10 protein-coding genes are annotated in these 12,732 nt (G+C 76.5%); 4 read left to right on the forward strand and 6 right to left on the reverse strand.

Features of this window, described 5'->3' with window-relative positions:
- Positions 1-46 precede the first annotated feature (46 nt).
- Positions 47-814, forward strand: a complete 768-nt coding sequence (locus BUE41_RS03915; protein ID WP_073455557.1) for an SDR family NAD(P)-dependent oxidoreductase — start codon at positions 47-49, stop codon at positions 812-814.
- A gap of 6 nt (positions 815-820) precedes the next feature.
- Here BUE41_RS03915 and BUE41_RS03920 read toward each other — a convergent pair whose 3' ends face one another.
- Entirely contained in the window at positions 821-1,912 is a 1,092-nt protein-coding gene (locus BUE41_RS03920) for a class I SAM-dependent methyltransferase (protein WP_073455442.1), read from the reverse strand.
- Positions 1,913-2,022: 110 nt separating this feature from the next.
- Here BUE41_RS03920 and BUE41_RS03925 point away from each other — a divergent pair, with 110 nt between their 5' ends.
- Positions 2,023-3,030: a hypothetical protein gene (locus BUE41_RS03925; RefSeq protein ID WP_073455443.1), complete on the forward strand. Its 1,008-nt coding sequence runs from the start codon at positions 2,023-2,025 to the stop codon at positions 3,028-3,030.
- 6 nt (positions 3,031-3,036) lie between these two features.
- Here the strand turns inward: BUE41_RS03925 and BUE41_RS03930 are convergent, their stop codons facing one another.
- A complete protein-coding gene (locus BUE41_RS03930) occupies positions 3,037-6,111 on the reverse strand; it encodes an ATP-binding protein (RefSeq protein ID WP_073455444.1) in 3,075 nt (1,024 codons plus the stop codon).
- Between the two features lie 119 nt (positions 6,112-6,230).
- Here BUE41_RS03930 and BUE41_RS03935 point away from each other — a divergent pair, with 119 nt between their 5' ends.
- Positions 6,231-6,887, forward strand: a complete 657-nt coding sequence (locus BUE41_RS03935; protein ID WP_073455445.1) for an RraA family protein — start codon at positions 6,231-6,233, stop codon at positions 6,885-6,887.
- A gap of 11 nt (positions 6,888-6,898) precedes the next feature.
- On the opposite strand, the gene BUE41_RS03940 is transcribed toward BUE41_RS03935, so the two are convergent.
- The 3 genes from BUE41_RS03940 to BUE41_RS03950 are packed head-to-tail and all read right to left on the reverse strand — an operon-like array spanning position 6,899 to position 10,681.
- The gene (locus BUE41_RS03940; protein ID WP_073455446.1) at positions 6,899-7,993 is read right to left on the reverse strand and encodes a PLP-dependent cysteine synthase family protein; all 1,095 of its coding nucleotides are present in this window, start codon (positions 7,991-7,993) and stop codon (positions 6,899-6,901) included.
- A gap of 49 nt (positions 7,994-8,042) precedes the next feature.
- On the reverse strand, positions 8,043-9,494 hold the full coding sequence (locus BUE41_RS03945) for an amidohydrolase family protein (RefSeq protein WP_234996942.1): 1,452 nt from the start codon (positions 9,492-9,494) through the stop codon (positions 8,043-8,045).
- A complete protein-coding gene (locus BUE41_RS03950) occupies positions 9,488-10,681 on the reverse strand; it encodes a CoA transferase (protein WP_073455447.1) in 1,194 nt (397 codons plus the stop codon). Before BUE41_RS03950 ends, BUE41_RS03945 begins: the two co-directional genes overlap by 7 nt.
- Before the next feature lie 24 nt (positions 10,682-10,705).
- Here BUE41_RS03950 and BUE41_RS31670 point away from each other — a divergent pair, with 24 nt between their 5' ends.
- Positions 10,706-11,734 (forward strand): enoyl-CoA hydratase/isomerase family protein, encoded by a 1,029-nt coding sequence (locus BUE41_RS31670; RefSeq protein ID WP_234996944.1) that lies wholly within the window; start codon positions 10,706-10,708, stop codon positions 11,732-11,734.
- Here BUE41_RS31670 and mreB read toward each other — a convergent pair.
- Positions 11,727-12,722 (reverse strand): rod shape-determining protein, encoded by a 996-nt coding sequence (mreB, locus tag BUE41_RS03960; RefSeq protein WP_143171959.1) that lies wholly within the window; start codon positions 12,720-12,722, stop codon positions 11,727-11,729. The two genes, BUE41_RS31670 and mreB, sit on opposite strands and share 8 nt — an antisense overlap.
- Positions 12,723-12,732: the final 10 nt, after the last annotated feature.

Raw genomic sequence — 12,732 nt, forward strand, 5'->3', positions numbered from 1 at the left:
GTCCGGCTGCTTCCCACCCACCGGATCGGCGTACATGATGTGGATCATGACTACAGACCTCGCAGAGTCCGGCGGCGCGTCGAGCGGCCGGGTGGCCGTCGTGACCGGCGCCGGCTCGGGCATCGGGCTCGCGACGGCGCGCGCCTTCCTCGCGGCCGGGACCACCGTGATCGGCCTCGACGTGCGCGACGAGTCGCCGGAGCCGGGCATGGACTGGATCCGCTGCGACGTCACCGACGACGCCGCCGTCGCCGCCGCGTTCGCCCGCATCCGCGAGACCCACGGCAAGCTCGACGTCCTGGTCAACAACGCCGGCATCCCCGCGAAGGGCACCATCGAGGAGGCGACGGACGCCGACTGGCAGGCGGTGTTCGACGTCAACGTCTTCGGCGTCGCCCGGGTCACCCGGCACGCGCTGCCGCTGCTGCGCCTGGGCGAGTCCGCGGTGATCGTGAACGTCTCGTCCGGCGCCGCACTGGTGGGGACGCCGCTGCGCGCGGTCTACAGCGCGTCCAAGGGCGCGGTCGCCGCGCTGACCAGGGCGCTCGCGGCCGATCTGGTCGACGTGCCGATCCGGGTCAACGCGATCTTCCCCGGCGCCGTCCACACCCCGATCCGGGGCGAGCACGAGGAGGACCCGGGCGCGGCCGTGCGGCGACTGACCGAACGGGCCCCGCTCGGGTACCTCATCGAGGCCGACGAGATCGCCCGCGCGATCCTCTACCTCGCCGATCCTGCGAACCGCTCGCTCACCGGGACCGGGCTGCGCTACGACGGCGGAATCACCGAGCTGGTCAACTTCGGGACCAAGTAGCCCGGCTCAGGGGCGCAGCTCCAGCACCAGGTTGAACGGTGTCTCGGCCGCGCGCCGCACCCGGGTGAAGCCCGCCTCGCGCGCGGTGGCGGCGAGCCGGGCCTCCCCGGCCTGTGCGCCGAGCGCTGTGCCGCGGCCGTGGTTCTGCGACTGCGCCACCGGCGTGCAGACCAGTGTCGACGCGGCGTAGAAGACCCGGCCGACCGGGTTCAGGTTCTCGGTCAGGGTGTCGCCGGCCTGCGGTTCGACGAGCATGACCGTCCCGTCCGCGGACAGCGCGGCCCGGGCGTGCCGCAGCGCCCCGACCGGGTCGCCCATGTCGTGCAGGCTGTCGAAGAAGCAGATCAGGTCGTACGGGCCGCCGGCGTACCCGTCGGCCGCGGCCACCCCGAACTCGGCGTTGGGCACGCCCGCGTCGCTCGCCGCGCGGTCGGCTGCCGCGATCGACGGGGCGTGGTAGTCGAACCCGGCGAACGTCGACGCCGGGAACGCCTGCGCCATCAGGATCGTCGACGCACCGTGGCCGCAGCCGACGTCGGCGACGCGGGCACCGGCGCGCATCCGGTCGGCCACCCCGTCGAGCGCGGGCAGCCAGGCGCCGACGAGGTTGACGGCGTAGCCCGGCCGGAAGAACCGCTCGGTGCCGGCGAACAGGTCGTGGTGGTGCTCGTGCCAGCCGACGCCGGTGCCGCTGCGGAACGCCGCGGTGACGAGCTCGTCGGCCTTGACCGCCGCGGTCACCACCTGGAACCCACCGACGACGAACGCCGGGCTCGTCTCGTCGGCGAGCGCCGCCGCCTGTTCGGGGGTGAGCGAGAACCGGTCGGCGCCGGATGCGTCGGGGCCGTCGTAGGTGACGTAGCCCGCCGCGGCCTGCGCGGCCAGCCACTCGCGGATGTTCCGCTCGGTCGTGCCGGTGGCGCCGGCGAGCTCGGCCGCGGTGCTGGGCCCGCGTTCGGCGAGCGCGCGGTAGAGGCCGAGCCGGTCGCCGATGGTGACGAGCGCGGCGGCGAGGACGGCGCCGAAGTCGCCGAGGGCCCGCTCGACGAGGGTCTGCAGCGCGTCGGGGTCGACGGGCCGGCTGGGCGCGACGGTCATGGGTACCTCCTGCTCGGTGGTGGATGCCGGGAGGTTCGCGGGGAGCGGTTGCAACGGGCCTGCGCGGCGGTTGCAGGCGGACTGCAGGCGACGTCGGGCACGGTGCCGGCATGTCCTCGTGCCGTTCCGCCACGCCGCCGGTCGTCGCATCCCTCGCCGAGCTGCTGGCCGGCGCCACCGACCGGGTCGAGGTGCGGACCCCGGACGCCCGTTCGGGAGCGCGGTTCGAGCGGCTGCGGATCGGGGGCGACCCGCACTTCCTCAAGATCGTCTCGCCGGCCGCGGACTGGATCATGCGGGTGTGCGGCGACGACGGCTCGTTCGAGGTCCGGGCCTGGCAGGGCGGGCTCTACGCCGCGATGCCCGGCGTCGTCGACCACGCCGTCGTCGGGATGGCGCTGGAGGACACCGCCGACGGGCCGCAGCTGGCGATCCTCATGACCGATCGCACCGCCGACCTGGTGCCGCCCGGCGACGACGTCGTCCCGGCCGACCACCACGCGGACTGGATCGACCACATGGCCGCCGGGCACGCCCACTTCCTCGGCTGGCGCGACACCCTCGGCCTGCTGCCGCTGGCCCGCCGGTTCCGGTTCTTCGCCCCGGCCACGATCGCACCCGAGCTGGCGGCGCCCGACGTGCCCGGCCCGGTCGCCGTCGCCCACCGCGGCTGGGGGGTGCTCGCGGAGCGGGCGCCGCGGCTGCACGGCCTGGTCAGCGCGGTCCACCGGGACGCCGATGCGCTCGCCGAAGCGCTGCGCACCACCCCAGGCACGTTCGTCGCGGGCGACTGGAAGCTGGGCAACATCGGGCGCCGCCCCGACGGGCGGACCGTGCTGCTGGACTGGCTGCCGGGCGAAGCACCGCCGGCCTGGGACCTCGTCTGGTACGTGGCGCTCAACCGAGCGCGGCTACCGGAGAGCAAGGAGGCGACGATCACTCGGCACCGCAGGCGGCTGGAGGCGCACGGCGTGGACACCGCGGGCTGGTGGGAGCGCCAGCTCGGCTTGTGCCTCGTCGCCGCGATGGCCACCTTCGGCTGGGAGAAGGCGGTCGGGGACGCAGCCGAGCTGGAGTGGTGGGAGGAGGCCGCGCTCGCCGGTGCCCGCCGGTGGTGAACGCGCTCAGCGCAGCCGCGCGGCCGCGACCGCGCAGAACCGGTCGGCACGCTCGGCGGCCTCCGCAGCCACGTGTCCGGCGAGGCGCTCGGCGACCGCGCGGGCGTGCCCGGACCCGGTCGCGTCCGCCACGTCCGCGGCCAGCCACCAGCCCTCCAGCGCGCCGACCTCGCCGAGCCGGTCCAGATCGGCGGCGAGCCGGGCCGCGTCGGCGGGCCGGCCGAGCCGGGCGTCGGCCGCCGCTCGCACGAGCCGGGCCAGCACCGCGTAGCGGGCGTCGCCGCGGCCCTCCGCCGCAGCCACCAGCGGTTCGACGGCCTCCCGCGCGCCCGTGGCGTCCCCGCCGGCCAGGTGCAGCCGGGCCTGCAGCAGCGACCGGCGCTGGTCGAACCGCCACTTGTTGTGGAACCACCGGGTCCCCGACTCGACCTCGGCCACGGCGAGCCGCGCGGCGCTGCCGTCGAGATCGCCGGACCGCAGCAGGCAGTCGGCCACGTCGAGGTGGCACTGGGCGCGGATCTCCTGGTTGCCCGCCCCGGCCAGCCCGGCCAGCGCGGACTCGGCGGCGTCCGGGGCACCGAGGTTGCGCAGGATCCAGCTGCGGTAGGTGTGCTGAACCCCGGCGTAGCGGACGGCCGTGCCGCGGCGGTCCAGCTCCGCCTCCAGCCGGTCCAGCACGCGCAGGGCGTCGGCGCTGCGGCCGAGCAGCCCGTAGGCGTGCGCCGTCATCTGCAGGGTGTGCTCCACCCAGAAGCCCTGGACACCCCGGCGGGCGTCGGCGCCGAGCATCGGTTCGAGTGCGGCGAGCGCGTCGCTCGGGCGGCCCTGGTGGACGCGCAGCACCCCGATCCACGCCGACAGCCCCAGCTCTGCGGGCGCGCCGGCGGCCTCAGCGAGCACCGCGTCCGCCGTGCGCAGGTCCCCCATGCCGCGATGGCCGAACGCGACCGCGATGAGGGCACTGCCGCGCACCACCGGGTCGGTCGCGGCGGCGACGGCGGCCCGGCCGAGCCGGACCGCGCCGGCGAGGTCGTGCCGGTTGCGGGCCACCCACGCGCGCAGCTCCAGCGCCTCGCCCGTGGCGTCGCCCGCCGCGAGCGCCGCCTCGGCGTCGGCCTCGGCCCCGGTCAGGTCCGCCCGGGACATGCGCACGTGGCTGCGGCGCAGCCGCAGCGCCGCGCAGTCCCGCTGGTCGATCGCGGCGTCGAGCAACCGTTCTGCACCGGGCAGGTCGAGGCGGGCCCGGGCCCGGTCGGCGGCGGCCGCGAACGCGTCGGCGGCCAGCGCTCCGTTCCCGCCCTCGCGGGCGTGCCGGGCCAGGTCCAGCGGGTTCGCGTCCGGCCGGGTCCGCAGCACCTGCGCCGCGCTGCGGTGCAGCCACGCCCGCCGCACGGGCCCCACCCCGGCCGCGACGGCCCGTCGGACCAGGTCGTGCCGGAACGCGATCCCACCCTCGTGCTCGGTGAGGAACGACTGCCGCACCCCGAGATCGAGGTGCTCCAGCACCCGCACCGGCGACGAACGCAGCACCGACGCGAGCAGATCCAGATCGACCCGGGCGCCGAGCACCGCAGCCGCCTGCAGCGTCGCCTCCGCGGCCCCGGTGCGCCGCAACCGCGCCAGCACGGCGTCCCGCAGCGAGCCGGGAACCTCGTCGGGCGGCCCGTCGGCGCGGGCCAGCTCGACGAGCAGCAGCGGGTTGCCGCCGCTGCGCGCCACCAGCTCGGCGGCCCGGCGGGCGCCGACCAGCAGGCCGGCCTCCGCGACCGTGAGCGGGGCGAGCCGCAGCAGCGCGTCCGGGTCCGCGGTGGCGGTCCGCGGGTCGCGCACCGCGACCACGATGAGCAGCGGCAACCGGTGCCGCCGGCGGGCGTGCGCCAGCCAGGCCCAGGTGACAGGATCGGCCAGGTCACCGTCGTCGATCACCAGCGCCGTGCCGGCGGACCCGCACACCGCTGCGACCGCGGCGTCGAGCTGGGCGAAGACGCGCAGGTTCAGCGCGTCCGCCGTGGCGCGGGGACCGGGCAGCCCGGCCGCCGCATCGTCGTCGAGGGCCGGACCGGCCAGCCGGGAGGCGAGCGCGTCGAGCACGGGCTGCAGGGCCAGCTCGTCCTCTGCGGTCCGACCGCGCAGCACCACCACGCCGCGCCCGACCGCGGCCGCAGCCCACCGGTCGAGCAGCGTCGTCTTGCCGATCCCGGGCTCGCCGGTCACGAGCACCAGCCGGGTCCCCGTCGCCGCGGCCTGCAGCTCGGCGTCGAGCGTCCGCAGTTCGGCGGCTCGCCCGACCAGGGCCGACGGGTCCGGTGCCAGGGTCCGCGCCGGGATCGCGGCGACTCGCCCGGTGAGGATCTGCGCGTGCACCGCGAGCGTCGCCGGCGCGGGATCGACGCCCAGCTCGTCGGCGAGACGCTCCCGCAGGCGGGCGAACTCGGCCAGCGCCGAACCCGGCCGCCCCGCCGCGGCGTGCGCGCGCATGAGGGTGCGCAGCGCGTCCTCGGCGTAGGGGTCAGCGCGCAGCACCTCGGCGGCGTGCGCAGCTGCTGCGCCCGGCTGCCCCATCGCCAGGGCGGTGGTGGCGGCGACCCGCCGGATCCCGGAGATCGCGGCGGCGACGGCCGCGCGTGCCTCACTCGCCCACTCGGCGTCCGGCTCGTCGGCGAGCAGCGGGCCGCGCACCAGCTCCAGTGCCCCTTCCGCGGCGGCGCGCGCCCCGGTGAGATCGTCCGCGGCGGACCGGCGGTCCGCCTCCTGCCCGAGCGCGAGGAGCTCCTCGACGTCCCACCAGTCCGCCACGAGGACGTAGCCGCCGTCCCGCCGCGCGATCCGCTGCGCCCCCACGACAGCCCGCGCCCGGCTCACCAGCACGTGCAGGTCGCGCTCCGGCCGCGCCGGCGCCGCGGCGGGCCAGATCGCCTCGGTCAGCCCGCCGACGGAGACGCTCGCCCCGCGCTCGATCGCCAGCCGCTTCACCAGGGTCCGCGCCTTCCGACTGCGCAGCGCGTCGAGCTCGACCCCGTCCACCCGGAAGTCGCCCAGCAGACGGACCCGCAGCGGGGCGGGGTGGTCGGCCTCGGACATGGGGCACCTCGGACGCAGGGTGGGGCACGCATCCTCCGGCATCGACGCCGTTGTCCGGTAGGGACCGGCCGTATGATCGGGTCCTCGCCGACGTCCGTCGGCCGACCCGGAGAGCACGCGTGAACGACTTCCCGCAGCCGCTGCCCGCGGCGGACCTGGCCCGGGCCCGGGCGCTCGCCACCACGCTCCTGTCCGACGTCGCCGCCGGTGACGTGGCCATGCGCCACGACGTGTCCCCGGTGCGCTCGGACATGCGGATGGCCGGGGCCGCGGTGACCGTCGATCTGCCGCCGGGCGACAACACCGCGCTGCACGCGGCGCTCTACCAGCGCGGGACCGGGTACGTGCTCGTCGCCGACGGGCACGATCACCGCGACCACGCCTACGCGGGCGAGATCATGGTGCGGGCGGCGCGGGCCCTGGCCTGGGAAGGCCTGGTGGTCGCCGGCCTGCTGCGGGACCGCGCCGCGCTCGAGGAGATCGGTCTTCCGGTGTTCGGGCAGGGTTTCCACCCGGTCGGGCCGCGCAAGGCGGAACCGGGGCGGATCAACGTGCCGATCACCTGCGCCGGGGTCCCGGTGCACCCCGGTGACCTGGTGGTCGGCGACGCGGACGGGGTCGTCGTCATCCCGCGCGCCGAGGTGCCGGCCGTGCTCACCGCGGCGGAGGAGAAGCGCGACCGCGAGGCGGCGCGGCTGGCCACGATCGCCGGGTTCGACCCGGAGCGCGACGATCCGGCTGTGCTCCGGCCGGTGTGGCTGCGCGCCGCCGGCTGACTCGGCCCCGCTCAGGACAGCGCCGCGCCCCGCGGCGAGTGCACGGGATCCATCGGCGCGTCGAGCAGCTCCTCCAGCCGTGCGCGTTCCGCTTCGACGTCCCAGCCCTGTGCAGCGACCCACTCGTCGTCCCAGTAGGTCTGGCGGTAGCGGTCGCCCGAGTCGCAGATCAGGGTGACGATGCTGCCGGTGCGCCGCTCGGCCCGCATGCGCGCGATCAGCTGGATGACGCCGACCATGTTGGTGCCGGTCGACGCACCGACGGTGCGGCCGGTCCGGTCGCGGATCAGCCGCATGGCGGCGACGCTGGCGGCGTCCGGGACGGTGAACATCTCGTCGATCACGGTCGGCACGAACGACGGCTCGACGCGCGGGCGGCCGATGCCCTCGATGCGTGAGCCGGGGCCGGTGACGTCGCGGTTGCCGGTGCGCCAGGCCTCGTGGAAGACCGAGCCCTCGGGGTCGACGACGGCGAGCCGGGTCTCGACGCGGCGGTAGCGGCAGTAGCGGCCGATGGTGGCGCTGGTCCCGCCGGTGCCGGCGCCGACGACGATCCACGCGGGGATCGGGAACCGCTCCTGCGCCATCTGCTCGAAGATCGACATGGCGATGTTGTTGTTGCCGCGCCAGTCCGTGACGATCGACGCCATCCCGAACTGGTCGAGGTAGTGGTGGCCGGGCAGCGCGCCCAACCGCTCGGCCTCGGCGTAGATGTCCTCGGCGCGGTCGACGAGGTGGCAGCGGCCCCCGGCCTGCTCGATGAGCTCCAGCTTCGCCCGCGTCGTCGCGCGCGGCACGACCGCGACGAACTCCAGCCCGAGCATCCGGGCGAAGTACGCCTCGGAGATCGCGGTCGATCCGCTGGTCGCGTCGACGAGTGTGGTGCCGGCCCGGATGTCGCCGTTGGCCAGGCCGTAGAGGAACAGCGAGCGGGCGAGGCGGTGCTTGAGCGAGCCGGTCGGGTGCACCGACTCGTCCTTCAGGTACAGGTCGATGCTCCACTCCGGAGGCAGCGGGAAGACGTGCAGGTGGGTGTCGGCGCTGCGGTTGCTGTCCGCCTCGATCCGCCGGATCGCCTCTGCGACCCATGCCCGTCCGCCCGTCATCGCCGGTCTTCCTCCGTCCGTTCCCCGACGTCCACAGCCTGGCACGCGGCTACGGCCGGTTCCCGATCGGGCGACCGCCGACGAGGACCAGCTGCGGCCGGATCCCGGAGCCGGTGAGCGCCTCCGCCAGCGGGGCATCCAGCAGGACCAGGTCGGCGGCGGCTCCCGGCGCGATCCGGCGCGGCGGCCCGCCGGGGGTCTGCGGGGCGGCGAGCAACCCGTCGAGCGCGGCGGCGGGGGAGAGCCGCTCCGGCTCCCCGACGACCGCGCCGGTCCGGGTGCGCCGGTGGATCGCCGCGCGCAGCACGGTCCACGGATCCAGCGGCCCGTACGGGGCGTCGCTGGACAGCGCGAGCGGCACCCCGGCCGCCTGCAGGCTCGCGCAGCGGTAGAGATCGGGCAGATCGGCGGGCTCGACGTCGCGCAGGTAGTCGTCTCCGCGGTCGGCGATGAACCCGGGCTGGGTGACGACGGGGATGCCGCGGCCGGCCAGCTCGGCGAGCAGCTCGCCCGGGATGACGGCGCCGTGCTCGACGCGGTCGCCGGGCCGGTGACCGGCCTCGTCGAGGGCGGCGAGCAGCAGCACCAGGGCCTCCCGGGTGACGCAGTGCGCGGCCACCGCTCGGCCGGCCGCGTGCGCGGCGCGGACCCGGTCGACGAGCTCGGGGAACTGCGGGAGTTCCGAGTCCGCGAGCACGAGCTTGTACGGGCCGGTGCTCAGCCGCGGCCCCTGGACCTCCCGGCCGAGCGGGACGCCGAGCAGGTGCACGTGCTGCGGCAGCGCTCCGGCCTCGACGGCGGTGCGCAGCGCGGTGAGCGCGGAGTCGTCGAGGTCGGGAGTGGCGTCGGTGACGGCGGTGACGCCGAGCGCGGCGAGCCGGGCACCGACGGCGGCGAGGTCCGGCGGCGCCGCCGGGGGCAGGCGGGAGCGCAGCCAGTCGTCGGCGCGCCAGAGCCGCCCCGTCGGGGTGCCGTCCGGGCCGCGCTCGATGCCGGGATGCTGTCCGGAGTCCAGGTCGAGGGCGCGGGCGGCCGCGGTGTTGACGATCCACAGGGCGCCGCTGCGGTGCTGCACCCGCACCGGCCGGGTCGAGTGCAGCCGGTCGAGCGCGGCGGCGTCGAGCAAGCCCGCGACCGACTCGGCGTAGCCGAGGCCGCGGACCCAGCCGTGCCGGTCGGCGGGGGCGGCGGCCAGCTCGGCGGCGAGCCCGGCCGCGTCGGTGACGGCCGGCGGGCCGCAGCGCACCGACCCCTCGGTGGCGGCGAGCGCGTGCAGGTGCAGGTGGTGGTCGACGAGGCCGGGCAGCAGGGCGCCGCCGCGGCCGGGGACCTCCTCCTCTGCGGGGGCGCGGGCCAGCTCCGGACCGATGTCGGTGATCCGGTGCCCGTCGACCCGGACATCGGCCCGGACATCGACCCGGACATCGGCACGGTCATCGGCACGGAAATCGGCACGGCTGCCGACCCCGGCGGTAGGTAGCGTGACGTCGCGGATCAGCACGGGTGCCCGATCCCGAGCGCGATGAGCGGGTCCGCGCCGTGGTCCGGGGCGGGCGGGCCGAGCGGGCGGTGCCGCGGTGGGGCGGCTCCCGCGGGGGCGGGGCGGCTCGGCGTGCCGTCGAGCGTGGCGGCGATGACGCCCGCCATCGGCACGTCCCACAGCACCCCGGTGCTGGGCGAGGTGAGTGCGCAGGCTGCGGCCGTCAGCCCGGTGAGCGGATCGGCGATGGCGTCGCCGACGAACAGCGGCCCGCCGTCGTCGTCGGTGGCGACGAGCCCGGCCGCGGCCGCGACGTCGTCGCCGAACCCGACCCGGTTGCTCGTCCGCCCGGCGGCGGTGATCGAGATCCAGGTAGCACCCCGGGCGACTTCGGCCTCGGCGTCGATGCCGAACCCGCGCAGGGCCCGCGGCCGCGACGCCTCGATCACGATGTCCGCGGATCGGACCAGCGCGGCGAGGGCGGATCGTCCGTCCGCCGTCGACGGATCGACGGCGACCGCGCGGTGGCCGCCGTGCAGCAGCCGGTAGAAGCCGGGATGGCCGCGGCGGGCGCCGTCGGGCCGGTCGGCCGTCTCCACCTTGACGATCTCCGCGCCGGCCAGGCCGAGCAGCTGCGCGCACAGCGGCCCGGCCCACAGCGCGCTGAAGTCGACCACGCGCAGGCCGCGCACATCCCGGGGCGGCCACGTGGGCAGTGCAGTGGACAGCTCAGTGAGCAGTGCAGCGGGCGGGGTGGGGCGGATCGGGGCCGCCGGCAACCCGAGGAGCTCGGCGCGTTCGGCCAGCTCCTCACCGGTGTGCTCGGCGAGCCAGCCGGCGATCGCGGACCACGGGTCACCGTCGATCTCGCGCTCGATCAGCGCCCCGTACAGCAGGGGATCGTCGGGGCGGGCGCACGACGCGGCGGCCCAGCCGTCGGCGGTGGGCAGCAGGCGGGCAGCGCCGCCGGGGGAGCTGCGGCCGTTCCGGGTGTGCCCGGTGAACGCGGCCCGCTCGCCGAGCAGCGCTGGACCGTCGACGCGGACCCGGCCGCCGGTGGCCTCGGCGATGCGGCCGGCCAGCTCACGGGCGGTGGTCGCGGCGTGCCCGGGCGGGACGAGCGGCGGGCCGTCGGCGCGGCCGGTCAGCGGCACGACCCCGCTGGCCAGCCAGTCCGCGACCCGGACCTCCTCGGAGCAGCGCGCCACGGGCTCAGGCTAACGTCGCGGTCCGTGGTGGATGCGGTGGTGCGCACGACCCCGGCGGGGCTGCTCGCCGCCGCGGCGGAGCCGTTGTTCGGCCCCGGTGGGGTCCCCGTCGACCCGCTTGTGGTGGTGGACCTGGACGGACCGGTGGACGCGGCCGGGCTCGCCGCGGCGGTGGCGGCCACGCCGCGCCTCGTCGTCGGCACCAGCGGCGGCGTGCCGGCTCCGGACGTCGTGGAGGCGCTCGACCTCACGCTCGTCACCGGGCCGGAGCGGCACCGCGCGACCGTGGCCGTCGCCGATCTCGAGGCGGCGGTCGACGCGCTGGTCGCGGCGGTGGTGCAGAACCCGCAGGCCGCGCTCGTGCTGGCCCGGCTGCTGCGCTGGTCGTCGATGCTGCCGGTGCCCGATGCCCTAGACGCCGAGTCGCTGGCCTACTCGACGCTGCTCGGGGGGCCGGAGTTCCGCCGCTGGCTCACCGCGCGCGGGCCGCGGCCGCTGCCGCCGGACGTGCCGGACCCGGTCCTGCTGGCCCGCGACGGCGCTGTTCTGCGCATCACGCTCAACCGGCCGCAGCGGCGCAACGCCTACGGCCGCCAGCTGCGGGACGCGCTGGTGGACGGGCTGCGGGTGGCCGAGCTGGACCCGACGATCACCCGCGTCGTCGTCGACGGGGCGGGCCCGTGCTTCTGCTCCGGCGGCGATCTCGACGAGTTCGGCACCACCCCGGACCTCGTGACCGCGCACCTGATCCGCACTCACGGCGGCGCGGCGCTGCCCCTGCACCGGCTCGCCGACCGCGCCGAGGTGCGGGTGCACGGCACGTGCGTCGGCGCCGGGGTGGAGCTGCCGTCGTTCGCCCGCCGGGTGGTGGCCGCGCCGGGCACCACGTTCCGCCTGCCCGAGCTGGCGATGGGCCTGGTGCCCGGGGCGGGCGGGACGGTGAGCATCACCCGGCGGATCGGCCGCTGGCGCTGCCTCTACCTGGCGCTCTCCGGGACCGCGCTCGACGTGGAGCGCGCGCTGGCGTGGGGCCTGGTGGACGAGATCAGCTGATCCCGTAGGCCCGCAGCACGTCCGGCAGCTGCAGGCAGCGGGCCGCGCCCTCGGCGACGCAGGTGAGCGGGTTGCCGGCCCGCTTGACCGGGAAGCCGAACGCGTTCTCCAGGACCGCGTCGAACCCGCGGGTGAGCGATGCCCCGCCGAACAGCTGGACGCCGTCCGCGAGGATGTCCTCGACGGCCTCCGGCGGCAGGTCGTCGAGGCATCCGGCGAGGGTCTGCACGATCGTCTGGCTGATCGGGCGGATGACCTCGGCGATCTCGGCGACCGGGATCGTGGCGAGCTTCGGCCGGCTCGTCGCGGAGTCGCGGCCCTGCACGACGATGCTGGGCTCCAGCTCGCGGTCGGCCTGGATCTTCACGGCCTCGGCGGTCCGGTCGCCGACCAGCAGCAGGTGGTGGTCGCGCAGGTGGTGGGCGACGGCCGTGGTCATCTCGTCGCCGCCGATGCGGCACGACCGCGTGGCGAGCACCCCGCCGTAGCAGAAGGCGGTGACCTCGGACGTGCCCGCGCCGATGTCGACGACCATGTGCACCCGCCGCTCGAGCGGGTCGATGCCGCAACCGACCGCGCCGGCGACCGGCTCGTCCAGCACCGTCGCGCGGCGGATGCCGGCCTCGTCGGCGGCCTCGATCAGTGCCTGCCGCTCCAGCGGGGTCGCACCCGACGGCACCCCGATGACGGCGCGGACCCTGGCGCGCTGCCACGGGCGGGGTGCCACCCGCCGGATGAGCGCCCGCAGGTAGGTCTCCGCCGACTCGGTGTCGACGATGACGCCGTCCTGGACGGGGCGGAGCGCTCTGACGCCGCCCGCGGTGCGCCCGAGCAGGCTGGACGCGTCGCGGCCGACCGTCACCACCCGGCGGTGGCCGCGGGGTTCCTCGGCCTGGAGCAGCACCGAGGGCTCGTCGAGCACGATGCCCGCGTCGGTGTCGCACACGATGGTGTTCGCGGTGCCCAGGTCGATTCCGAGCTCGATCACTGGTCTCTCC

Source organism: Pseudonocardia thermophila (assembly GCF_900142365.1).
Lineage (GTDB): Bacteria > Actinomycetota > Actinomycetes > Mycobacteriales > Pseudonocardiaceae > Pseudonocardia > Pseudonocardia thermophila.

Excerpts from the sequence above, each read along its gene's own strand:
- BUE41_RS03915 (WP_073455557.1), top strand. The coding sequence starts at position 47 with ATGACTACAGACCTCGCAGAGTCCGGCGGCGCGTCGAGCGGCCGGGTG.
- BUE41_RS03920 (WP_073455442.1), bottom strand. The coding sequence starts at position 1,912 with ATGACCGTCGCGCCCAGCCGGCCCGTCGACCCCGACGCGCTGCAGACC.
- BUE41_RS03925 (WP_073455443.1), top strand. The coding sequence starts at position 2,023 with ATGTCCTCGTGCCGTTCCGCCACGCCGCCGGTCGTCGCATCCCTCGCC.
- BUE41_RS03930 (WP_073455444.1), bottom strand. The coding sequence starts at position 6,111 with ATGTCCGAGGCCGACCACCCCGCCCCGCTGCGGGTCCGTCTGCTGGGC.
- BUE41_RS03940 (WP_073455446.1), bottom strand. The coding sequence starts at position 7,993 with ATGACGGGCGGACGGGCATGGGTCGCAGAGGCGATCCGGCGGATCGAG.